Genomic DNA, 26,157 nt, shown 5'->3' on the forward strand with positions numbered 1-26,157 from the left:
GTAAAAAACTTGGCAAAAGTACAAATTTAATTAGACAATTTATCAAATAGAGAATGAGATAATTTTGTAAATTTTTAAACAAATCGATTAGTTGTTTCTGTAATCGATAATTTTAAGTTTTAATTGGGAATATTTTTAAAGAATGTCCTTATTTCTGGATTAAAATATTTAGAAAGGGCTTTAAAATAAAGAAGTATATTGATGAATTTTTACTATGAGGTAGTTTTTTTTAAAGCAAAAAAAAATATTATAATTTAAAAAACACTGACTTGTACACATTTATGAATTCAGGCTTGAATTCTGTGGTATCACTTTGTTTTTGGAAATTATAATATTTTTGTATTTCAAACTTATAAAAAAAAATTAAAACCGCCAAAGATTTTTCCTACTATTTCATCGGTTTGGGATATTGCTTCTTAATATTTCGTATTAATTCTTCTAATCCGTTTAGTTTTAATTCATAAATAAGTTGCAATTGCTGCCCCAATTCTCCATTTGGAAAACCTTTATTATGATACCAAACCACATAATATTCGGGTAAATCAATTAAAAAACGGCCTTCGTATTTCCCGAAAGGCATTTTGGTATGAGCTAGTTTTATGAGAAGTTTTTTGTCTTGTTCCATTTTTTTAAAGAAAAAAGAAGCAAGAAGAAAGAATATAGACTCATTCTCTCCTCTTGCTTCTATTGAATACAAAACTATTATATTTTTTATTCTTTTGCCACAGATTAAAAAATAGTTTTCAGTCTCAGTCCCAGTTTACAGTTTGAAGCTGTGACTGAATACTATGACTGAATACTGTGACTGAATACTGTGACTGAATACTAAAACCTTAGAATCTTAATCTCAGAACCTTAGCATCTTAATAATGCCATCTCACAAAAGCTTCCATCGCGGCATAAGTCGCTAAACCTAATTGCTGATATAAAGCTGCTGTTTCGCTGTTTCTGTCTTCGGCTCTTTGCCAAAATTCTCTGGCATCAGTTCCTTGAAAAACAACTCCGTCTTTTTGAGATTGGTGTTTGAAAATTCCGTGACGTTTTGCTAAAACCTGATCCGGGCTCATTGGAACCGCCATTTCGACTTCGTCGATTCCCCATTCCTGCCAAGCTCCTCGGTACAACCATAACCAGCAATCGTCCATAAATGATTTAGGTTTTAGAACTTTTACAGCTTCAAAAATAGCGTCCAAACAAACTTTATGCGTTCCGTGCGGATCTGCTAAATCTCCAGCCGCATAAATTTGATGCGGTTTGATTTTTTCAATTAAATCTACCGTTAACTGAATATCTTCTGGCCCGATTGGTTTTTTCTCAATTGTTCCCGTTTCATAGAAAGGCAATTCCATAAAATGAATCTGGTCATCTGGCAAACCAACAAAATGACTGGTTGCTCTGGCCTCTCCTTTTCTGATCAATCCTTTGATGTAACGGACTTCTGGAATATCAATTTCGCTGTTCTTTTTATTTTCTAGAAAGGTGTGTGCTTTTTGGTAAATGTTGTCAGCCTCTGCGCTTTTGATTCCGAATTTCTCGTTGTAATCAATTACGAATCTTGCAAAACGTAACGCTTCATCATCCGCGACAGCGATATTTCCTGAAGTTTGGTACGCCACATGCACTTCATGTCCTTGTTCCTGCAAACGCATGAAAGTTCCACCCATACTGATAATATCATCATCCGGATGCGGACTGAAAATCAATACACGTTTTTTAGCCGGTTCAGCTCTTTCAGGACGATTTGTATCGTCTGCATTTGGTTTTCCGCCTGGCCAGCCCGTAATTGTATTTTGAAGTTTGTTGAAAATTTTAATATTAGTGTCGTATGCCGGACCAGAATCTGCTAATAAATCGCTCATTCCGTTTTCGATATAATCAGCGTCGGTAAGCTTTAAAATTGGTTTTTTAAGATCTAAAGCTAGACCTAAAACTGCTTTACGCGTTAATTTATCAGTCCATTCAATTTTTTCAACCAACCAAGGCTTATTAATTCTTGTTAGTTTTGAAGAAGCTTCTTTATCTAAAATAAAAACAGCATTATCATGTTCCTGCAAAAACGAAGCTGGAACTCGGTTTGTAACTTCATCTTCAACAGATCTTTTTACAATGTTCGCTTTTCCTTCACCCCAAGCTAGTAAAATTACTCTTTTGGCTTCCATGATTTTTTTAACTCCAAGTGTGATTGCTGTTCTTGGCGTATTATTTAATCCGAAGAAATCTTTGCTTGCGGCAACTCTTGTAATATGATCTAAAGCCACCAAACGAGTTTTAGAGTTTTGAAGCGAACCAGATTCGTTAAAACCAATATGTCCGTTTCCTCCAATTCCAAGAATCTGCAAATCTATTCCGCCTAAAGCTTCAATTTTAGCTTCATACTCATGACAATAATCTGCGATTTGTTCTTTTGTTAAAAGTCCATCTGGAACATGAGCGTTTTCAGGTAAAATATCGACATGATCAAACAGCAATTCTTTCATAAAACGAACATAACTGTTGATAGAGTTTGGTTCCATCGGATAATATTCATCCAAATTAAAACTGATTACGTTTTTAAAACTCAAACCTTCTTCTTTATGCAAGCGAACTAATTCAGCATAAAGTCCTTTTGGAGAAGAACCGGTTGCCAAACCTAAAATACAAGGTTGATTTTCTTTTTGTTTTGACTGAATTAAAGCTGCAATTTCCTGAGCAACTGCTTTTGAAGCTTCTGAAGAATTTTCAAAAACAACCGTGTTGATGTTTTCGAATCGTTTTTCGAATCCCGTTGCCTTGTCGATTTTACTTTTTAACATGATATAGTTTTTTTTTAATTTCTCTAATTTATTTTACCATTTTCGGTATTTATGTCCTTGTAAAGCATAAAAAAGAATCATTACATAAGATGGTAAAAGCATTAAATACGCAAGCTGATTGCCGCTTCTTGAAGTCGCTTCTGTCCCGGCTGCAATATTTGATGCATTTATAGTTTCGGTAATCAAACCATAAAACAAAGGGAAGATTGCACCGCCAATAATTCCCATAATTAAAATGGCACTTCCTATTTTAGTGTATCCACCTAAGTCTTCTAACGCCATTGGCCAAATAGCCGGCCAACAAAGTGCATTTGCCAAACCTAATAAAGCTACCAACAAAATTACAATTGGCAAATTTGGAATTCCAGGCAACTGGATCATTAATTTAGGCGAAATCACAACAATTGCCACAACCAAAATGATTCCTAAAACTCCAGAACCCTTTAAAGCTGTTACTTGCGAAAGGTATTTGGGAATCAATGTTATCCCTAAAATATAACCCAGAACCATTGCCGACATTGTGAAAGAAGTTAGTTTTAAGTAAAAATTCCCTTCGTCTCCATAAACGCCTAATTGTTTTCCAAAACCTCCAATTGAATCACCAGCCAAAACTTCGGCTGCCAAATACAGCATTAAAGTGATAACTCCTAAAACCAATTGCGGACGTCTAAACGCATTTTTAATTTGTTTGAAAATGCTCAGATTTGAAATATTTCCCTCTTCATCTAAATCAATTTCCGGAAGCGGTGACAGCTTCACAAACAAGGCTAACACCATAATAATCAATCCCATATAAAGATAAGGCCTTTGTAATTGTAATGCAAGCGAATTTAAAGCATCTGATTTTGAAACCGCATCCAGCATTTCGATTTTATCTGCTGTAAACTCTTTCATATTAGACAAAACCAAAGCTGTCAATATAATGGGCGCCACAAATCCGGCTAATTTATTAGCAATTCCTAAAACGCTTATTCTTGCCGCTGCACTTTCCCTTGGACCAATTACAACAACATAAGGATTTGAAGCCGTTTGTAAAATTGCTAAACCAGTTCCCATAACAAAAAGCGCTATTAAAAACAGTAAAAAAGTACGGCTTTCGGCTGCTGGATAAAACAAAAATGCTCCTAAAGCAATAATCAATAATCCGAGCGAAATGCCATTTTTGTAGCCTACTTTTTCAATAACCCACGATGATGGCACTGCCATAACAAAATATGCTATATAAAAAGCAAAAGTTACAAAGTAAGCCTGAGATGGAGATAACTCACATGCTAGTTCAAAGAATGGAATTAATGGTCCGTTTAGCCAGGTTACAAATCCGAGAATAAAAAATAATGCAGTCAAAATAACCATAGGAATTATTGAATTCCTTTTTTTTACCTGGATAACATTTTCAATGTTCGACATAATACTTTTGGGTTGATTGTTAATAGATTTTTTTTGCTTTCAATCTACAGTAGAATCAACACTTCTAAACTATTTTGCGTTTTTTACGCAGAAAATTGCGTTTTTTTTGCAATACAAAAGTAATGTAATAAGTTGTACTAATCCCTAAAATAGATATGAAATTTTTGTTAATATTTTTAAGATTCCCAGTCAAGAACTGGGTAATGTTTTTTAAGATATTCTTTGACGTCGGCAATGTCTTCTTTTGCGGTTAAATCAGGAACATGCTCAGAAAATGGAATTCCGATTGTGGTGTTCGGATTTGCTTTTACAGTATTCAAAAGAACTGTAGGTAATTCTTTTTCATCTCTTTCAGGATTTACAGGACAATTTTTAAGATGTGTATATAATGTCTTTCCAGTAAATTTAAAAGCATTCATACTTACTCTTATTTTTCTTTCTACATCTTTATAATGTTCCAAATCTGAAGCTTCTGGTTTTTCTAAAATATCCAATAACTGATTATTTTCATCCAATTTTGCAATGGCGAAACGTGAAATTCTTTCCAAAGGAAATTCTAAAGCATCACGATCATAACTGATAAAAGCATTTGGACTTTCTGTTTTTCTTAGAGCCAACAAAGCTTCGGCAGAATACAAATTATCGCTATTACAAACAGAATATTCCAATTCGTTCAGCTCCGGAAATTGCTCAACAGCCTGAAAAAGTGCATCGGCAGTACCAAAAGGCTTAATTCTTCCTTCTGGAATATATTGAACCGCAAATGAAATATTTAGTCCATGAAAATCATTATCAGTATCATGACTTCCATAAAATTCTTTAAACAATTCGCCCTGTTCTCCTATAATGATGTAAATATTTTGATAACCTGCTTTTTTAGCGTTCAATAAAAGATAATCCAGCAAAGGCCTTCCGCTCGACCCAACGCCAATCAAACCTTTACTTCTTTCATTTGCTTGAGCGATTTCTTCTGCAGATAAATTATCTGTAACGGCTTCTTTTTTCATACGTGACGATGCTCCGCCCGCAAGGATAACTAAATTGTTGTGCATATTTCTTTCTCTAAATTTCAATATTTTCAATAATTCTTACGCCTGGATCAACGGTTACGCTATATGCTTCTTGTGCGCCAGCATTCAAAATTGCCTCAATAACTGAAGCTTCATTTTTAGGATCAGCAATTACAACAATGCTTCCTCCGCCCCCAGAACCTACAATTTTTGCTCCGAATGCACCCGCACGAAGAGCAGCATTTATCATAGCATCAATTCGTGGCACGGTAATTTTCAATAAATCGCGCAAAACTTCATGATGCTGATTCATCCAAAAACCAATTTTTTTAAGATCTAAAACGGGCTTTTCAAATTCTTTTAATGCTTCTTTAGTGTAATGGTAATTTTTCAATGCCGCTTCAAAAAACGGAATCAAACGATCTGGAAGGCAATTTTTATAACGGCCAATATCTTCAATTTCAGAAGCATTCAAATCAAAATCAGGGTAATTTTGTTTTACGAGATCAATAGCCATTAAAGCATTTCCTTTTAACTCTCCAATTAATCCGATAGTCTCTTTTGGAACTCCCGAAACTCCTGTAATTAAGCCTTTTAATTCTGTACCAATAGAACGGTAAGAAAAAGGATCTTTTGTATTAATAAAAACAATATTCCCTACTCCAATACTAAAATGGTCCATCATTCCGCCCGGTTCTCCATGCTCTAAAACTTCAGAAGCATATCCTATTTTGGCAATAAATTCCGGAGTGACTTCTTCATCAACTCCGAAGGCTTCGATTAAAAACCGAATCCATGCCATTAATAAAGCCGATGAACTTGATGTACCAGAATTTATTGGAATATCTCCCGTAATTGTAATGGTATAGCCACTTGTAGGAATACAGCCATGCCTTCGCAAAACACGCAATGATGAAGCGAAATAATCTCGTGGCTCCAGTTTTTCAAACGAAGCATTAATATCAATGACTCTAATTTCATTTATATCAATCATATTAATAATAAATGTATTTGTGCTATTTTGCTCTGCGGTCAGCTTTATATTTCGATCTATCGCGCAAGCTATAACAGGCAATCCTAAATAGTCCTGATGATCTCCAAAGAGACAAGTACGGCCCGGGGCGAGTGAAGTAATTTTTTTCATGTAAACAACTTACATTAGAATATTATAAATCAGTAATTTACAATATTTATTGGTTATAAATTTATTTGATATTTCCGGTTTTGATTCTACGAAACTATATATTAAATTTTGATAAAACAAGAAAAAAACAAAAAATGTGCTCGAACACACAAAATTTATGTTCTCGAGCACATAATTTAAATCAATCAATTTTTTTTCCAATAATTAAATCAAAGTTTTTATATTTGCTTATATGGATAAAAAGTACACAATTAAGGATATTGCACAAATGGCTGGAGTTTCTAAAGGAACTGTAGATCGCGTTTTGCATAATAGAGGAAAAGTTTCTCCTGCTGCGCTTGAGAAAATCAATGAAGTTTTGAATGTTATTGACTACGAACCAAACTTAATTGCACGCAATCTAAAGAGCACAAAAATTTATCGCGTTTGTGTTTTACTTCCTGATCCGGCATTTGACCCTTATTGGCTTCCTTGTGTTAACGGAATTCAGGATGCCATTACAGAATTTAAAGCATACAGCGTTATTATTGAAACGCATTATTTCAATCCAGAAAGTACTAAATCATTTTTAAAGGTTAACGAAACCATTATTTCGCAATCTCCCGATGCTGTTTTACTAACTCCCCTATTTCACAAAGAAACCGTCGAAATTATCAAACAGTACGATGAATTGGGAATCATGGTAAATACTTTTAACAACCAGGTTGAATCTTCATCTGTTAAAAGTTTTGTTGGACAGGATTTGCACAAAAGCGGACGCGTTGCGGCGAGTTTAATGAATTTAATTTTAAGCCAAGGCCAAATTGCGATTATCCACATTGACGAAAGTCTTAAAAACGCAGTTCATATGCAGGAAAAGGAAAAAGGATTCAGAAATTATTTTGACGAAAAAGAACTTTCGGACTTTTCTTTAACCACCCTGAAACTCAAATATTCCAATATTGAAACCAAGTTTACTGCATTTCTGGAAGAAAACCCAGATTTAAGCGGGATTTTTATTACCACTTCAAAAGCATATCAAATTGCCTCTGTTTTATCATTGGCAACAACCAAAAAAATTGCACTTATTGGTTACGATTTAATCGAAAAGAATGTGAATTTCTTAAATCAGGGCAAAGTTCATTTTTTAATTCATCAAAATCAAAAAAGACAAGCTTATTTGGGAGTGAGCACTTTGGTGGAACATTTTTTATTCCGAAAAGAGTTTCCGGATACTATTTTGCTTCCAATTGATATTATCAATTCTGAAAATGCATCTTTCTATTTTTAAGATGCTATCCCGATAGTTATCGGGACTAAGATACTAAGCTCCTAAGGTTTTTACTTATGGAAAATCCCCTGAACCTTTCTTCTTTGTCCCTTTGTTTCTTTATCACTTTATCTAAACTATTTCATCAAAATTAACTTGCCAAAAGATGAAGCAATATGAAAATTTGGTGTTTCCGTATTCGGATTTACCCATGAAATCCATGTTGGTTCGTAGTTTTGATTTTCATCTTTAGAAAATTTTGCCCTAAAAATACCCGCTTCAATTATATTGTTTTGAATCAAATTCAATCTATTTAATGATTCAATGCTAATTCTTCCTTCAACAGCAAAAGAAACTTCATCTTTTGAAGCTATTATGCTTAAATCTTCTTTTGGCCATTTCCAGCTGAAATCAAAATCTTTGTTCGGCTTTGCTTCAAAATCCATTAATCTTGCCGAAGTATCTATTTCAAGACAATAATAAGGATTCAGAGAATCATTTGCTCTAAAAAAAAGCTCAACACGATCTGAATTTCCAATACTGTCAATACTATTGTCTTTTTTATCAATGTAAATATCAGTATCAAAAACCCTAAAATTAAAATAAAGGTTTTCAGGATTCCAAAGCGCACGAAACTCAATTTTTGAAACCAAACCATTATTCCACGGCGATGAAAAATCTGTCAGACAATTTGCCTTTTTCCAAATTGACTGATCCAAAATTTCCATTTCATTTTTCACATTTTCTGTGATTAAAACTACTTGATATTCTTTCATGATTTTGATTTAAAATTTCTGTTGATTTTCGATTTTTTAAAAAACCCGAAAACATCCTTAAACTCCGTTTTTACAGTCATTCATTTTTAAAGAAACTAAATCTGCTTTAAAGATGAATAAAAACCTTTGCTTTTCTAAAATAAACTGAAAAATCCCCTTTAAAAATACATCAGAAAACCCTGCTTAATTTATATGTTTTTGGATTAGCCGTTGCGAAATTCACAACTATTTTTGAAAACACCATTTATTATTTAAAAAAGCACGCTTTTTAAATGTCCGCTAATTTCTAATTTTTTTTAAAAATATCACATCATTTTAGCGTAAAAAAAATGTATCGCACAATTTTATGTGCTCGAGAACATAAATTTTGTGTGTTCGAGCACATTTTTTGTGTTTTTTCTTGTTTTATAAAAATATAATCTATAGTTTCGTCAGAGATTAATCTTAAAACTGAGTTAAATCAGTAAAATTTTTGGTGATTTTGAAGCCTAAAAAATGATCAAAAATGAAGTGAATTAGCTGTATTTCGACTGAAAAATTAAACTGATTTTTTTTAGAAGAAAACAATACAGCAGAAGTCACATAAAAAAACAAAAATGAATTTGAGAATCAAAAAAGAAGTCTAAAACCTACAAACAACAAAAAACAAATTAATCATTAACCAAAACCAATTTTCGTATGAAATTATTAACCCAAAAAAAGCCAAGAGATTTTCGGATTAACAATTTATCCCGTAAAGAAATTAAACTAACAGTTCTTTCACTATTAGCTTTGACATTTCAAGCTTCGGCAGCTACATCAATAAGCACTTCAAACAAAAATTATACTTCATTATTTTTTGAAAAAACGGTAAAAGGTACAGTAACAGATCAAAACGGGCTGCCTCTTCCTGGTGCAAATGTTGTCGTAAAAGGTTCCACAAAAGGAGTTCAGACAGATGTTGACGGAAGTTTCTCGATTACTGTAGCAGACAACGTTACTAAACTTGTTGTAACTTACATTGGTATGGAAGATCAGGAAGTATCAGTTGGAACTTCTCCTCTAAAAATTGTCATGAAAGAAGCAGGACAAAAATTAGACGAGGTTGTTATTGGATACGGAAAATCAAAGAAAAAAGATCTTACAGGTTCTGTTGCGTCAATAAGCAAAGATAACTTAAACTTAGGCGGAACCGTTTCAAATGTTGGGCAGGCTCTACAAGGTCGTGCTTCTGGAGTTCAGGTACAGCAAAACAGCTACGCGCCTGGAACTAATCCTTCTGTTGTAATTAGAGGAGGAAATTCTATTAATACTTCGAATGCGCCTTTGTATGTAGTTGACGGGTTTATTACAAGTACTGGTGCATCTATCAGCCCAAATGATATCGAAAATATTCAGATTCTAAAAGACGCCGCTTCTACAGCAATTTATGGTGCACGAGGTGGAAATGGGGTTATTTTGATTACTACCAAAAAAGGAAAATCAGGAAAAATGCAGGTTGAGGCTGAAATTTCTGATGGTTTTCAAAATATCATCAAAGAACCATCTTTAATTACGGGACAACAATATGCTGATATTCAAAATGCAATTGCATTAGAAAATGGAAGACCGCCGGTTTTTCCTGCAAGTTTTCCTATTGCAAACACAAACTGGTTTGAAGCTGCAACGCGTCCGGGTGAGGTATTAAACAGAACACTTACTTTTAGCGGAAGCGATAAAACGTCTAAATTTTTCCTTTCTGGAAACTATTTAAAACAAACCGGAGCTATTGAAAATACAGATTTTGAAAGATATACTGTAAGAATGGGCGGCGAAAAAAGATTTAATGACAAATTAAACATGGGAACAAATGTTTATGGCGCTGTGAGTGAAGGAAATAACAGTGATTTTGGAGACAATATCTTATCTCCGATGTTCTCTATCCAGACTGCACCTCCAACAATTCCTATTTACAATGCTGATGGTTCTTACTACAAATACCAAGGAAAAGATAATGCTTTAGCGCTTTTACTAGAACCTACTGACCATACCATCAACAGAATGGTGAACGGAAATATGTTTTTAGATTATGAAATCATTAAAGGTTTAACATATCATTTTGGCGCTGGTGCTGAATGGCAAGAAGTTATTCAGGGAAAATATACACCAAGTACTTTAGTGGCAGGAGCTGCATTAAAAGGATCTGGATCCGAGGAAAACAGAACGTATTTCAGATGGAGTACGGAACAATATTTGACTTACAAGTTTAATATTGCAGAGCAACATGCATTTACTGCAATGATTGGAACTTCAAACCAAAAAGATACTTACGAAAGAGTAAAAGCATCTGGAACTGGTTTCTCAAGTGACTTGCTTACTTATTACAATCTTCAGGGAGCTGCAGTTTATTTAAAACCAGAAACTGAAAAAACAGAAACAAAACTTACTTCTTATTTTGGAAGGTTAAATTATGCATTCAATGACAAATATCTTTTCACTTTTACAATAAGAAAAGATGGTTCTTCTCGTTTTGGTCCAAACAATAAATTTGGTATTTTCCCATCTGGAGCTGTCGCTTGGAAATTGTCTAATGAATCATTCATTCAAAATCTGAACACTTTTTCTGATCTTAAATTAAGAGCAAGTTACGGTATTACAGGAAGTGACGGGATTGGTGACTACTCATACATGAGCAGACTGCAATCATGGGGCGTAACAATCGCACCTGATCAATTTGTTGCGGGTACTGAACCAGCCAACTTAGCAAACCCGAATTTAAAATGGGAACAAACAGCTCAAACGAACTTAGGTTTGGATATGGGATTCTTTAATGACAATGTTACAGTTACAATTGATGCCTACAAAAAAAGAACTTCTGATGCTCTTTTGAATGTTCCTGTTGGAGGATGGTGGGGATTCGGTACTCAAAGAGTTAACTCTGGAGTTATTGATAACAGCGGAATTGAGTTAGGAATCAGCACAGTAAATTTTAAAACAGATAAATTCACTTGGAGTTCATCTTTAAACTTAGCTTACAACAAACAAGAAATTGTATCTCTTGCTGATAACGTAAAAATCATCAGTACAAATACTTCAAATCCAAGTGGAACTGTTTCTGGACAAGAATTTACAAGATTAGAACCAGGAAAAGAAATGGGTGTTTTATACGGATATAAATATGCCGGAGTTATTAAAACCGGAGAAACTTATGCGCCACAACCGCTTTCTAAACCAGGAGATCCAAAGTATGTAGATGTTGACGGAGACGGTACCATTACGGCTGCAGACAGAACTTATTTAGGAAATTCTATTCCGCATTATATTGCTGGTTTCAATAATGATTTCAGATATGGAAATTTTGATATGAATATCTTTTTCCAAGGAGCTTTTGATTATTCAGTATATAATATGACTGCAATGGTAGGCGAATCATCTACAAGCACAGATGCATTGAACCGTTGGGTTGCCGGAACAAATGAAAACACTGATATTCCGAGAGATGGTTACTATAAAAGCAAATATGGAAGTTATGTGAATTCTAAATTTGTTGAAGAAGCGTCTTACCTGCGTCTAAAAAATGTTTCTATTGGCTATTCGATTCCTGAAAGCGCATTAAAAACAGTAAAATTTATTGACAGCATCAGATTATATGCTATCGGACAAAATTTATTGACAATCACAAATTATTCTGGAAATGACCCAGAGGTTAATGGGCACTCAGGAAACAATTTAGGCGGTGGAATCGATTTTAACTCGTTCCCAGCTTCAAGAACTTTTATACTTGGTATTAAAGTAGCAATTCACTAGTCTAAAAAGCTTTTTTTAAGTAACATTAAATTTATGAAAATGAAAAAATATACAATATTATTCCTTTTACTCGCTGCAGGAGTGCAATTTTCATGCAACGAAGATTTGGATCCAACAGTATATAGCAATTTGACTAATACGAATGGGTATCAAACCAAGTCAGATGCTATTGCGTCAATCAATTCCATTTACGGAAGACTGAAAGGTCCTGCTGTAGGCGACAACTTTTCATACTGGGCAACAAGACACTTCGCCTTGACTGATATTGCTACAGATTTAGGACATTGTCAATATGGAGGCGATCCAGGACAATTATCATTAGGAACCTGGAGTTCAACAAACGGATTACTGGCTGAAGACTGGAACGCCATGTACAAATTGATTGCCAATGCAAACAATGCAATTTTCAACATTACACCAATGTCTGGAATTACAGCTGCAGAAAAAGCACAGTTTATAGCTGAAGCTAAATTTTTGAGAGCTTCTGCCTATATGGATTTAACTGATTCTTGGGGACCGGTAATTTTAATCACTGAGGCCAACTTAGGAAGTCCAGGTTATCTGGATCAGACACCTCCATCATCTGTCGAAGAAATTGATGCTTTCCTTGTTAAAGAATTAACAGAAGCAGCTAATGTATTGCCTGTAAACTACAAAAATAATGACATTTACGGCACAAACGACGTTGGTCGTGCAACAAAAGGAGCCGCACTTACTTTACTAGCAAAACTTTACATGCGCAGTCACGACTGGCAAAAAGTCGTTACATTGACACAACAAGTAATGGCTTTAAACGAATATAGTTTATATCCTTCTTACTTAGGTTTATTCAAAGAAAGTAATAAATGGTGCAGTGAAAACATCTTTTCTTCTTTAAGTGATGCTAACACAAACGGAACAGAATTGTTAAATCATTTTGGACCAATTGATCACCCAGTAGTTGAAAACAGATGGCAGTATTATACTGTAAACTGGGATTTCTACAACACTTTTGGCGACGAAGATGATAGAAAAAAATGTTTCTTCCCGGAATTTATGGGAACTGACGGTCTTCTTCACAAACAAGCGCCATCATTGGGAGCTCAGCCACCAGCTGGTGAATTTTACATGCCAGACGTATCAACAAGAAAATATGCTGATGATGAAACAACAACCTATTATGATGGACATAGTGTAAATATTTTACGTTATGCTGATGTTTTATTGAGCAGAGCTGAGGCTTTAAATGAAATTAACGGCCCGACCGCTGAAGCTATTAACCTGATTAACCAAGTAAAAGGAAGATCACACGCTAAATTATTGGTTTTAGCAGGTTTGACGAAAGAAACGTTGAGAGATGCAATATTACAAGAAAGAGGTTGGGAACTTTTCTATGAAGGAAAACGTCGCGCCGATTTGATCAGAATGAACAAATATGATGTTCTTGTAAATGCGTATCACCTTAGAGTTGGAGAAGCTGCACAGATCAAAATGCCTCAGAATAAGTATTACACTTATCCGCAAAGTCAGGTGAATCTTAACCCTAAATTAAGCAACGCTGACAGACAATAAATAAAAATCTAAATCAAGAATAGACAGTTAAAATTGTCTGTCTATTCTTGATTTTTTAAACAAAAAAAGTACTTTTCTGTTTCACAAAGAAAACCTTTAAGATGATCAAAAAAATAGTATTAAAATGGAGTTTTATTTTGGTTTTGCTTGTTTTTGCAGGCTGTTCCAAAAATCAGGGCAATGGTATTACAAATATCAATATTGGGACTCATAGCAACAACGAACTGAAAATTCAGATCGATGTTACTACGAAGGACAATGTTCAGGTATATGCAGAATATTGGTCGGATAAAGACGGAATCAAGAATAAAACAACTTCTCCTATTTCAAAAGCTGGTCTCGAGCATTCTTTGGTTCTTTGCAATATCAGTCCGGAAACGAATTATAATTATCAATTGGTTACGATTCAGAATGGTGAAAAAAAACCAAGTAAAATTTACACTTTCAAATCAAGAAAACTTCCAGAATGGCTTCAAAAACAATTCAAAGCCAATTGTCCAAAACCAGAATTATTACCTCAAAATTTCAAAAAAGGTTTTATGCTTTTGGCAAAAAGAGAAACACCAGGAACTGCTTATATTGTTGATTATAAAGGAAACCTAAGATGGTACCATACAGTCGAAGGAACCGGATTTAAAGTAGCACATTTTACAAAAGACCAAACCATTCTTTCTATTTTAGGAACAAATGACGAACCAACAAGTTACGGAAGTGAGATCTTGGAAATTAATCTTCAAGGCGATACCTTAACCCATATCAAAAAAGGTCAGGGCGATTTTAAACAAACTATTCATCATGAAATTTTAAAAAAATCGGCTAACGAACTTGTGACGATAACCGTTGACCAAAAAATAATCGATTTGACTTCTATTGGAGGCAAAAAACAAGATACTATTAACAGTGACGGAATCTTGATTATGGATAAAAAAGGAAAACAACTTTGGAAATGGAGTGTTTTCGATGATTTAGATCCTTTTAAAGATAATGATTTACTGAAAAACAAAAAAGACTGGACACACGCCAACAGTCTTAATTATGATACAGATGGAAATTTTCTGATTTCTTTCTACAATAACGGTCAAATCTGGAAAGTAGATTCTAAAACCGGAAAAGTCATCTGGAAATTAGGAAAAGATGGCACAATGAAAATGGCTCCAGATACTAATTTCTCTCAGGCGCATGCCGCGCATATTGATCAGGAAGGAAGTTTATTGTTTTTTGATAATGGAGTTGACAAAAAACAATCTTCGGTTTTTGCTTTAAAAGTAAATGAAAAAGACAATTCAGTAAATCTGGATTTCCAAATAAAACTACCAAAAGATATTTATAACGACAGAATGGGGAGCGCTTATATGATCAATAAAGATCTCTTTTTAGTTTGTTGTTCAAAAAGACATATTACGGTTTTAACCAATAAAAAAGGTGTTTTGCTTTGGGCTTTAGAATCTGAAATTCCGCCTTATCGTACACAATTTATCGAAGAAGAAAAGATGACACCTTTTCTTCAAAATTAAAAAAATAGCGAACATGAAAAAAACAATTCTTATCGGACTTTTTTCAGCATTATCAATGACTGTTTTCAATTCCTGTAACAAATCAAATTCTCAAACTTTAGCTTCACAAACAACTGAAGAAGGTCAAGAAGATGAAGGTTATATCACAATTGATACATCGAAAATTCCAGATGATCAATTTGGAGAGTCAGTTCGTTACGGAAGAGAATTGATGATGAAAACTGCTTATTATATTGGTCCAAATGGAAAAAACGGAAAATATTTAGGCAATAAAATGAACTGCACAAACTGCCATCAGGATGCAGGAACAAAACCTCATGCGTTCAATTTAATGTCTTCGCATGATAATTATCCGCAATATCGCGGGCGTGAAAATAAAGTACTTACACTTGCTGAACGTGTAAATAACTGTATCATGCGTCCTCATTCTGGAAAACCGCTTCCGTTGGATAGTAAAGAAATGGTGGCATTTTTATCTTATTTTAAATGGATCAGCAAATTTGTTCCAAAAGATGGTAATTTTAAAGGAGCTAAAAATTTAGAAATCGAATTTCCAGATGTTGCGGCGAGTCCAGAAAGAGGAAAAGCATTATTTGTAGAGAATTGTGCACGTTGCCATGGAAATAACGGTGAAGGAGTTTACAATGCAGATAAATCGGGTTACACTTATCCTCCACTTTGGGGCGAATACGGTTATCAGCCAGGTTCAAGCATGCACCGTGTAATCAAACAAGCACAGTGGCTGAAAAGCAATATGCCTTATGATAAAGTACAACTTGGAAAACCATATTTAACTGATAAAGAAGCACTAGACATTGCAGCTTATGTAAATGACGATTCTCAACATACAAGACCAAACCCAAAAACATTTGATTATCCAAATAAAATGGGCAAACCAATTGATTATTCACACAGTCCTTTTCAAGATAATTTTACTGAAGAACAACACAAATACGGGCCTTACAAACCAATAATTGCGTATTGGAAAAAAAATGGTTGGAAAGCCGTTTATTAATATCAAAATCTTACTACACTATTATAATCTGAACAAAAACAAAATGAAACTAAACCTAAACAAACAACTCATAAATAAAATATTGATTGCGTGCTTTTTCGTATTCAGTATTTCATTGACTGCACAAATAAAATATTCAGATGGAAATGACAGCTGGGATCCTAATCAATTAGGAAATCACCGCGCTGTAGTTGCCTTTTCAGGTTCCGGAAATGTTGCTAAAACAACTATCGAATGGCGAAGAAGAGACACAAATCCCGAACTTAAAAAGATCATCGTTCAGGATGCATCCGGAAAAGAAATTCAGAACATAAAAACAGAAAATATCAATAGAGAAAACGGAACTATTTTCTTTGAACCAATTTCCGGAAAAGGAACATATTACGTTTATTACATGCCTTATGTTGATGAAGGAACTGCAAATTATCCGAAAGGAATTTATCAGAAACCTGAAAACAAAGCTGATGCGCAATGGCTTTCTAATATAAAAGCAAACTTAAAAGACAATACGTCAGTAACTGAAATTCAGAGTGTAAATGCTTTCAATAGTTTTTATCCGATGGAAGTAATTGCCACAGCATCTGAGACTTCAGCTCTTGTGGCTAAAAACAACGAAAATTCTTTTTTGGTTTTTCCAGAAGATAGAGAACATTCTATCAAATTAAAATCGGATTTGCCACAAAGATGGATTCAGAAAGGCGTTCAAAACAGTTTTTCTGATACAGCAATGAAAGGCGAATATTTAGCTTTTCAATTAGGTGTTTATGCACTCGAAGATTTGAAAAATGTAAAAGTTACTTTTTCGAATTTAGTTAGTCCAACAGGAACAATTGATGCAAAAAATATTAGTTGTATCAACACTGACGGAACTAAATATGATGGTAATCCTTTTACCAACACTGTTTCAGTTTCAAAAGGAAAAATTCAAGCAATGTGGTGTGGTGTTGATGTTCCTCAAACAACAGCAGCTGGAACTTACAACGGAAAAGCAACTGTAATAGCTGACGGAAAATCAAAAGAAATTAGCCTTCAAATAACGGTTTCTAACGAAGTAACAAAAAACGGAGGAATAGACAGTCCAGAAAAAATGACGCGTTTAAAATGGTTAAATTCAACGTTAGCTCAGGAAAATACGGTTATTGCTCCTTATACTCCTTTAGAAGTAAAAAATGCTGAAATTTCTTTATTAGGAAGAAAACTAATTGTAGCGCCAAACGGATTTCCAGCGCAAATTCAAACTTTCTTTACTCCAGAAATGACTTCTGTAACAGCAAAAGCAAATGACATTTTAAGTTCACCAATCGATTTTCATTTTGTTGATGCTTCTGGAAAAGAGGCGCAATGGAAAAATAACGGTTTGAAATTCACTAAAAAAGAAGCTGGAACAGTTTCTTGGGAAAGCACTTCTACTTCAAAATCAGTTCAAATGGATGTAAACGCTTCTGTTGAATTTGATGGTTTCGTACATTATACAGTTAAAGTTACAGCGCTTGAAGATGTTTCTTTCAATGATATTAATTTCCAAATGCCGATACAGCCAACATCTGCAAAATACATGATGGGATTAGGTCAAAAAGGTGGTGATCGTCCTGCAATTTTCGAGTGGAAATGGGATGTTGCTCATAAAAATCAAGACGGCGCTTGGATAGGTGCTGTGAATTCTGGATTGCAGTTTTCTCTTAGAGATGAAAAATATAGCCGCCCTTTAAATACTAATTTCTATTTGCAAAAACCTTTATTGCTTCCAACTTCTTGGGGTAACGAAAATAAGGGCGGCATTACAATTACGCCTAATCAAAAATCAGTTTTAGTAAATGCGTACAGCGGCGCAAGAACAATGAAAAAAGGCGATGTTTTGTATTACAATTTCAACTTATTGATTACACCTTTCCATACAATCAATACCGATTTTCAATGGGATACAAAGTTTTATCACAAATACAGTCCGATCGATTCTATTGCTAAAACTGGCGCAACAGTAATCAATATTCACCACGCAAATGCAATCAATCCGTATATCAATTATCCTTTTATCGAATTTAAAAAGATGAAAACATATATCGATGAAGCTCATGAAAAAGGATTAAAAGTAAAAATCTATAATACGGTTAGAGAAGTTTCAAACAAAGCTTATGAAACTTTTGCATTAAGAAGTTTAGGTCATGAAATCTACTCTCCAGGAAAAGGAGGCGGATTCTCTTGGTTGCAAGAACACGTTGGCGACGATTATATCGCAGCTTGGTTTGTACCTGAAATTAAAGATGCAGCAATCGTAAATAGTGGTATGAACCGTTGGCACAATTATTATGTGGAAGGAATGAATTGGTTAACTCAAAATGTTGGTATTGACGGAATTTATTTAGATGACGTTGCTTTTGACAGAATCACAATGAAACGTATCAAAAGAGTTTTGACTAAAGATGGTCATCCTGGAATTATTGATTTACACAGTGCGAACCAATACAACAAAAGTGACGGATTTAATAACAGTGCCAACTTATACATGGAGCACTTCCCTTACATCAATAAATTATGGTTTGGAGAATATTTTGATTACGAAAAAAATCAGCCTGACTTTTTCTTGACAGAAGTAAGTGGAATTCCTTTCGGATTAATGGGCGAAATGCTTCAAGATGGTGGAAATCCGTGGAGAGGAATGGTTTACGGAATGACAAACAGATTACCTTGGAGCGATGGTGCCGACCCAAGAAACATTTGGAAATTATGGGATTCTTTCGAAATTAAAGGTTCTGAAATGATAGGATATTGGAGCGAAAATTGTCCTGTAAAAACAAACAACGACAAAGTTATGGCAACAGTTTACAAAAAGAACGGAACAGCTTTAATTTCAATTGCAAGCTGGGCAGATGCCGATGTAAATGTGAAACTAAATATCGACTGGAAAAAACTAGGAATCAATTCTGCAAAAGCAACAATTACAGCTCCGGAAGTTACAAATTTCCAATCTGCAAAAACGTTCACAGCAAAAGACGAAATACCAGTTTCTAAAGGAAAAGGTTGGTTGTTGATTGTGAAGTAATTAACAATAACAAACAATATCCCTTTCAGTTTGTCATTCCGAGGAACGAGGAATGACAAAAATGAGGGAAAAACAACCTAACTATTCTACAAAATAACCACAAAAAACCAAGCTCTCCATCATGAAATTTAAACCACTATTATCAATTATACTTTTTGGAAGCCTCTGTGTCACAGCACAAAACAAACCGACCGTAAAAGAATACAAAAAAGTATTTACCACATACCCATTCTCAGATCCTGATCCGATTCCGAAACCGGATACCAAGTTTTATCCGTATTTCCGTTTTGACGGTTTTACCGATAAATCTGTTCAGAAAGAATGGAAAGTAATCGAAATTGAAAACGATTATATCAAATTGATGATCTTGCCAGAAATTGGCGGAAAAGTTTGGTCGGCTATAGAAAAATCTACAGGAAAAGATATTGTTTACAATAATCATGTTGTGAAATTCAGAGACATTGCCATGCGCGGACCTTGGACAAGTGGAGGTGTTGAAGGCAATTACGGAATTATCGGCCATACGCCAAACTGCGCAACTCCTGTCGATTATAAAATCATAAACCGAGAAGACGGAAGTATTAGCTGCGTGATTGGAGTTTTAGATTTACTGACAAGAACTTCTTGGAAATTGGACATCAATCTGCCAAAAGACAAAGCGTATTTTACGACAAATTCGTTTTGGTCTAACACAACCGAATTCGAACAGCCTTATTATACTTGGATGAATACGGGTATAAAAGCAGCCGAAAATCTGCAATTTATTTATCCAGGACAAACTTATATTGGTCATAACGGGGAATACAATTCATGGCCGATTGACAAAGAAAACGGCAAAGATTTGTCATTCTACAAAAACAACAATTTCGGCGGTTACAAATCCTACCATGTCTTCGGAAAATACGATGATTTCTTTGGAGGATATTATCATGACGAAGATTTCGGAATGGGAAGATATGGCAATCATGACGATAAACCGGGCAAAAAAATATGGATTTGGGGATTGTCCCAACAAGGAATGATTTGGGAAAAATTATTAACCGATACCGACGGACAATATGTAGAAGTGCAAAGCGGAAGATTGTTTAATCAGGCAAGCGAAGGCAGTAATCTTACACCTTTCAAACAACGTTCATTTGCTCCATATCAAACCGATACTTGGACTGAATATTGGTTTCCTGTAAAACATACAAAAGGTTTTGTAAAAGCCAACAATTATGGTTCAGTTAATATCAAAAACGAAAACGGCTGGCTGAAAATCTATTTTTCTCCGGTTCAAAAACTAAATGAAAAAATTGAAGTTTTTGAAAATGACAAAAAAGTATATTCTAAAGATATTGCTCTGAATACAATGCAAACTTTTAAAGATTCTATTCAGGTAAAAGTTGATTCTAATAAATTAAAATTTGTTTTAGGCGGCAATAAACTGGTTTGGAATTCTGCTCCAGAAGATGGAAATATTAATCGTCATGTAGAAATACCTAAAGATTTTGATCATAATTCAGTTTACGGATTGTATTTGCAGGGGAAAAATTACATCAGTTTTAAAGATTATGTACTTGCCGAAGAAAAATTAAATGCCTGTTTAAAATTAGATGCTAACTACGCTCCTGCTCTTTCTGCATTGGCTTCTTTACAAATCAGAAAATTAGATTACAAAGCAGCTGTAAATTCGGCAAGTAAAGCTTTATCGATTGACACTTATGATCCTGCAGCAAATTATTTTTATGCTTTGGCGAATTTTCATTTAGGAAATAATATCGATGCAAAAGATGGTTTTGATATTGCTGCTGCAAGTGTTGAATTTAGAAGCCCAGCTTACACTGCTTTAAGCAAAATTTATTTGGCAGAAAACGATCTGTCAAAAGCGGTTGAATATGCTGAAAAAAGCTTGATATTCAATCAATACAATATAGAAGGCTTACAGGTTTTAGCGGTTTTATATCGTCTTAAAAATAATTCTGATAAAGCAAATTTGGTTTTAAAAACCATCACAAAACTAGATCCGCTGAATCATTTTGCTGATTTTGAAAAATACCTTTTGAACAATTCAAACGATTCAAAAAATGCTTTTACTGCTGCCATTCAAAACGAAATGCCAGAACAGACTTTTCTTGAATTAGGAATCTGGTATAATAATATCAGTCGAAAAGAAGAAGCTTTAAAAGTGTTTTCTATTGCAGAACCAAGCGCTGAAATTATCTATTGGAAAGCCTTTTTAGAAAACAAACCTGCTGATATAAGCAAAATCAAACCAGGAACTAGTTTCCCTTTTAGAAATGAAACTGCTGAAATTTTGAAATCATTAATTAAAACAAATGATCAATACCAATTAAAATATCATTTAGGTTTAATTGAATGGAATCGTAACAGCATCTCAGAAGCTAAAAGATTGTTTTCAGAATGCGGTTCAAAACCAAATGATCCTGCTTTTTATGGCGCAAAAGCTTCTTTATTCAAAGATGATGCTTCAATAGTGTTGACAAGTCTTCAGCAAGCTATAAAATTGGATCCGCAAGGCTGGAGATACCATAAAATGTTGGCAGAATATTATATCGCTCAAAAACAATTTGATAAAGCGCTTACAACGGCTGAATCTTTCTATAAAAAACATCAAGACAATTATTTGATTGGAATGCTTTACGCTAAAACTTTATTGCTAAACAAAAAATACCGTGAAGCCGATTCGTTCTTGACCAAATTGCAAATCCTTCCGTTTGAAGGTGCGACAGCAGGAAGACAATTGTATCATGAAGCTAAGTTGATGCAAGCTTTAGCAGAAATCAAAAACAAGCAGTACAAAAAAGCGTTACAATTTATTGCCGATGCCAAACTGTTTCCAGAGAATTTAGGCGTAGGAAAACCGTATGACGAAAACATAGATGAAAGACTAGAAAACTGGCTAGATTATCAATGCTACAGCAGTCTTGGAAACAAAGAAATGGCTTCAAAATCATTAGATAAAATAGTCGCTTTCCATCCTGTAGTGGATAATACGGTTATGAATTTCCTTCCTGCAAACAACCTTGTTTCGGCTTGGGCTATCGAAAAAACATCTTCTTCACAAGAGGCCGAAAAATGGATTAAAAATCAGGCAGCTTTATATCCGACAAATAAAATAGTGCAGTGGAGTTTATTGGCTTACACCAAAAAACCATCGAATATTTTGAGTGAAGATGAAAAAGACGGTGAAGTCAGAATTATCGAAAAACTTTAAAAAATGTATTAAAAGTACAATACAATTAGCTGTATTTTTAAATCATAAAACAATCATTTAAAATCAAAAAAATGAATAACCTTTTCTTAAAATGTACTCTTTTTGGTCTTGCCTTATTTGGGGGTCAAAATACAGAAGCACAAAACGCAGACAAGAGCAAAGATGAATTGTCTGTTTACCGAGTTACCCCTCAAAAAGTTCATGATGTAATTCACACTAAACTTGACGTATCCTTTGATTATGGCAAAAGATACCTGTATGGAAAAGAGTGGCTGACTTTAAAACCACATTTCTATGAAACCGATTCACTTACACTTGACGCAAAAGGAATGGATTTTAAAGAAATTGCAATTATTGAAGGAAACAAAAAAACACATTTAAAGTATACGTATGACAATGAGCAGCTTTTTATCACTTTAAACAGAAAATACAAAAGCACTGAAAAGTTCACTATTTACATTAGTTACACCGCAAAACCAGATGAATTAAAGGTAAAAGGAAGTGCGGCAATTACAGATGCAAAAGGATTATATTTTATAAATCCTGATGGAAAAGATGATAAACCAATCCAGATCTGGACACAAGGAGAAACAGAAGCTTCATCGGCCTGGTTTCCTACAATAGACAAACCAAATCAGAAAACAACTTCTGAAATTGCGATGACAGTTGACGCAAAATATGTAACCTTATCTAACGGTAAACTAGCGTCACAAAAAGTCAATTCAAACGGAACCCGAACGGATACCTGGAAAATGGAATTACCACATTCTCCTTATTTGTTTATGATGGCTGTTGGTGATTTTAAAATAGCCAAAGACACTTACAATGGTAAAGAAGTAAGCTATTATCTGGAACCAAAATATGCCCCATACGCAAAACAAATATTTGGTAAAACTCCGGATATGATGAACTTTTACAGCAAAATGTTAGGTGTTGAATATCCGTGGGCAAAATATGCGCAAATCGTTGCCAGAGATTATGTTTCTGGTGCAATGGAAAACACATCTGCCACTTTGCATGGCGAGTATGTACAAAAAACACCCAGAGAATTACTGGATGACAATCAGGAAAGTACGATAGCTCATGAGCTTTTTCACCAATGGTTTGGCGATTATGTAACGGCTGAGTCGTGGTCAAACTTAACCATGAATGAATCGTTTGCCACTTTTGGAGAAGTTTTATGGCACGGACACGATGCCGGACAAGATGCCGAAGACAGGTCACGTTATGAAAAATTGCAGAATTATTTACGCTCTCAAAAAAATGGTGACAGTCCTATTTTAGCACGTTTTCATTACAAAAATGCAGAAGATATGTTTGATAATATCAGCTATTCTAAAGGTTCGATTATTTTGTATGCTATGAAAAACCAAATGGGTGACGAAGCCTTTTTTAAAGGATTAAATCATTATTTAACTACAAATGCTTATAAATCTGGCGAGCCACATCAATTGCGTTTATCGATGGAAGAAGTGACCGGAAAAGATTGGCTACCTTATTTTGATCAATGGTATTATAATGCTGGAAGTCCGATTCTGGATGTGACTTACAGGTATGCTAACGGAAAAATCATCATTACAATAAGTCAATCTCAGGATAGTGCGGTGCAAACCTTTACGTTACCTCTGAAAGTTGATTTTTACGTAAACGGAACCAAAATAAGAAAGGATATTTTAATCAATGAAAGACAACAAAGCTTCAGTTTTGATCTTCCTTCAAAACCAGAATTTATAGATTTAGATCCAGATAAAATCTTAGTGGGCGAAGTTAAGGTAGATAGAAAAACTGCTGCTGATTATCTTTTTCAATATAAAAATGCGCCATCATATTACAACCGAATTGAAGCTATAAAATTTGCTACAAAAGACAGAAGTCAGGAATCTCAACTTATTTTACTGGAAGGTTTAAAGGATCAACAGGAAGATTTAAGAGTATTGAGCATCAAAGCAATTGATTTAAATGAAAAGCAAACCAAAGATCAGGTTTTAAAAACGCTTCTTGACATTGCTAAAAATGATAAAAAGACAATCGCCAGAGCAAATGCTATTGTAAAATTAGCTTCTACAGGTGATGCTTCTTATAAAAATTTAATGGAAGAAAGCATTAAAGAACAATCATATAACGTAATTGCTGCAGGAGTTAGTGGATTAACAAAATATTCTCCAACAGAAGCAGATAAAGCATTAACAGGATTAGATAACGATACTAAAAAACATGTAACGCCTTTAATCAAAAGATTTAATAGTCAAAAATAATTAGCAAGGTCCATTTGAATTGTTTTGTTTTTGAAAACCTCTCTAATCTGGTTCATTAGAGAGGTTATTTTTAAATAAAAAAACCAAAATCACAGCAAATGAAAAATTTATTTTACCTGTTTTTTGCTTTTCTTTTAGTCTCTTTTTCGAATGAAAAAAAAGAGGCCGAAACAACGGTTTCTATTCCGCTTGCGGGAAATGCATTCAGTTCTGAGCATATTGACGGAAGCAATACAATTACGGACAATGGTATTGAAAACTGGACAAATACAAAGGAATTTTTTACTGTTTATTTTAAAATTTCAAAACCAGGAACTTTTCAGATTTCTGTTGAAGAATCGGTAGAAGTTTTTGGAAAATCGGAAGTTGAATTTTCAATAAATAATGAAGTAAAAAAATCAACTTTCAATACTTCAAAAAAAGCGGTTTCCATTGGAACCTGGACCATAAAAAAAGAAGGTTATGTTGCCCTAAAAATAAAAGGAATCAGTAAAAGCGGTACTCAATTTCCTTCCATAGACCGTTTAACAATTTCAAGTTCAAATTACGATGGAAAAATTTCTTATGTGCCAAATAATGAAGGAAACTTTTATCATTGGGGACGTCGCGGGCCTTCAGTTCATTTAAATTATCAAGTTCCCGAAAATATAAATGCCGAATGGTATTACAACGAAATTACAGTTCCTAAAAATGAAGATAAAATTGGCTCTTATTTTATGGCAAATGGTTTTGGTGAAGGCTATTTCGGAATTCAGGTAAATTCGGCAACAGAAAGACGAATTTTATTCTCTGTTTGGAGTCCTTATACGACAGATGATCCTAAAAGCATTCCTGAAAATCAGAAAATAAAAATGCTCAAAAAAGGAGAAAATGTGCACACTGGCGAATTTGGAAGCGAAGGCTCTGGTGGTCAAAGTTATCTGAAATATATGTGGAAAGCTGGTACAACCTATAAATTCTTATTGCAAGGAAATCCTCAAAACGACAATTCTACAAATTATACCGCTTATTTTTATGCACCAGAATTAAAAAAATGGCTGTTGATTGCGAGTTTCAATCGTCCTCAAACACATACTTATTTAAAAAGATTTCATTCCTTTTTAGAAAATTTCGTTCCTGAACAAGGTGATTTATCCCGTAGCGTTTTATTCAATAATCAATGGGTTTGTGATGAGAAAGGAATTTGGGTTGAAATTAATTCGGTTCGTTTTACAACAGACAATACCGGCGCAAAAGGGTATAGAATGGACTTTGCCGGCGGACTGGAAAAGGATTCTTTTTACTTAAAAGATGGTGGTTTCTTTGACGATTTTACAACACCAAAAACAATATTCACAAGACCATTAAAAAATAAAAAACCGGAAATAAATTTCAATACTTTGCCACAAATGATGAAGTATTGATCAACAAAAAACAAATTAA

15 protein-coding genes are annotated in these 26,157 nt (G+C 34.2%); 9 read left to right on the top strand and 6 right to left on the bottom strand.

What is annotated here, in order from left to right; translation table 11 throughout:
• Positions 1-388 precede the first annotated feature (388 nt).
• The 5 genes from ACWA1B_RS08405 to ACWA1B_RS08425 form a co-directional block, all read right to left on the bottom strand.
• The gene (locus ACWA1B_RS08405; RefSeq protein ID WP_456905869.1) at positions 389-625 is read right to left on the bottom strand and encodes a DUF3820 family protein; all 237 of its coding nucleotides are present in this window, start codon (positions 623-625) and stop codon (positions 389-391) included.
• Between the two features lie 238 nt (positions 626-863).
• A complete protein-coding gene (nagB, locus tag ACWA1B_RS08410) occupies positions 864-2,792 on the bottom strand; it encodes a glucosamine-6-phosphate deaminase (RefSeq protein ID WP_456905871.1) in 1,929 nt (642 codons plus the stop codon).
• Positions 2,793-2,825: 33 nt separating this feature from the next.
• Positions 2,826-4,199 (bottom strand): sugar MFS transporter, encoded by a 1,374-nt coding sequence (locus tag ACWA1B_RS08415; RefSeq protein ID WP_456905873.1) that lies wholly within the window; start codon positions 4,197-4,199, stop codon positions 2,826-2,828.
• A 176-nt stretch (positions 4,200-4,375) separates the two neighbouring features.
• The gene (locus tag ACWA1B_RS08420) at positions 4,376-5,251 is read right to left on the bottom strand and encodes a sugar phosphate nucleotidyltransferase (protein ID WP_456905875.1); all 876 of its coding nucleotides are present in this window, start codon (positions 5,249-5,251) and stop codon (positions 4,376-4,378) included.
• A gap of 10 nt (positions 5,252-5,261) precedes the next feature.
• Positions 5,262-6,353 (bottom strand): mevalonate kinase family protein, encoded by a 1,092-nt coding sequence (locus ACWA1B_RS08425; RefSeq protein WP_456905877.1) that lies wholly within the window; start codon positions 6,351-6,353, stop codon positions 5,262-5,264.
• A 232-nt stretch (positions 6,354-6,585) separates the two neighbouring features.
• Here ACWA1B_RS08425 and ACWA1B_RS08430 point away from each other — a divergent pair, with 232 nt between their 5' ends.
• Complete coding sequence (locus ACWA1B_RS08430) at positions 6,586-7,623, top strand: LacI family DNA-binding transcriptional regulator (RefSeq protein WP_035648871.1); 1,038 nt, start codon at positions 6,586-6,588, stop codon at positions 7,621-7,623.
• 116 nt (positions 7,624-7,739) lie between these two features.
• Here the strand turns inward: ACWA1B_RS08430 and ACWA1B_RS08435 are convergent, their stop codons facing one another.
• Positions 7,740-8,378, bottom strand: a complete 639-nt coding sequence (locus ACWA1B_RS08435) for a sugar-binding protein (protein ID WP_456905879.1) — start codon at positions 8,376-8,378, stop codon at positions 7,740-7,742.
• Positions 8,379-9,056: 678 nt separating this feature from the next.
• Between ACWA1B_RS08435 and ACWA1B_RS08440 the strand changes: the two genes are divergently transcribed.
• The 8 genes from ACWA1B_RS08440 (at position 9,057) to ACWA1B_RS08475 (ending at position 26,138) form a co-directional block, all read left to right on the top strand.
• Positions 9,057-12,143, top strand: coding sequence for a SusC/RagA family TonB-linked outer membrane protein (locus ACWA1B_RS08440; RefSeq protein ID WP_456905881.1), 3,087 nt, complete (start codon positions 9,057-9,059; stop codon positions 12,141-12,143).
• Between the two features lie 39 nt (positions 12,144-12,182).
• The gene (locus ACWA1B_RS08445) at positions 12,183-13,694 is read left to right on the top strand and encodes a RagB/SusD family nutrient uptake outer membrane protein (protein WP_456905883.1); all 1,512 of its coding nucleotides are present in this window, start codon (positions 12,183-12,185) and stop codon (positions 13,692-13,694) included.
• Between the two features lie 101 nt (positions 13,695-13,795).
• Positions 13,796-15,208, top strand: a complete 1,413-nt coding sequence (locus ACWA1B_RS08450; RefSeq protein WP_456905885.1) for an aryl-sulfate sulfotransferase — start codon at positions 13,796-13,798, stop codon at positions 15,206-15,208.
• Positions 15,209-15,221: 13 nt separating this feature from the next.
• Positions 15,222-16,223: a c-type cytochrome gene (locus ACWA1B_RS08455; protein WP_456905887.1), complete on the top strand. Its 1,002-nt coding sequence runs from the start codon at positions 15,222-15,224 to the stop codon at positions 16,221-16,223.
• Between the two features lie 43 nt (positions 16,224-16,266).
• The gene (locus ACWA1B_RS08460; RefSeq protein ID WP_456905889.1) at positions 16,267-19,263 is read left to right on the top strand and encodes a glycoside hydrolase domain-containing protein; all 2,997 of its coding nucleotides are present in this window, start codon (positions 16,267-16,269) and stop codon (positions 19,261-19,263) included.
• Positions 19,264-19,384: 121 nt separating this feature from the next.
• On the top strand, positions 19,385-22,480 hold the full coding sequence (locus ACWA1B_RS08465) for a DUF5107 domain-containing protein (RefSeq protein WP_456905891.1): 3,096 nt from the start codon (positions 19,385-19,387) through the stop codon (positions 22,478-22,480).
• 71 nt (positions 22,481-22,551) lie between these two features.
• Positions 22,552-24,735 carry a M1 family metallopeptidase gene (locus tag ACWA1B_RS08470; RefSeq protein WP_456905893.1) on the top strand — a complete coding sequence of 728 codons (2,184 nt, stop codon included), beginning with the start codon at positions 22,552-22,554 and terminating at the stop codon, positions 24,733-24,735.
• Positions 24,736-24,833: 98 nt separating this feature from the next.
• Positions 24,834-26,138: a DUF3472 domain-containing protein gene (locus tag ACWA1B_RS08475; protein WP_456905895.1), complete on the top strand. Its 1,305-nt coding sequence runs from the start codon at positions 24,834-24,836 to the stop codon at positions 26,136-26,138.
• Positions 26,139-26,157 lie beyond the last annotated feature (19 nt).

Source organism: Flavobacterium xizangense (assembly GCF_054075145.1).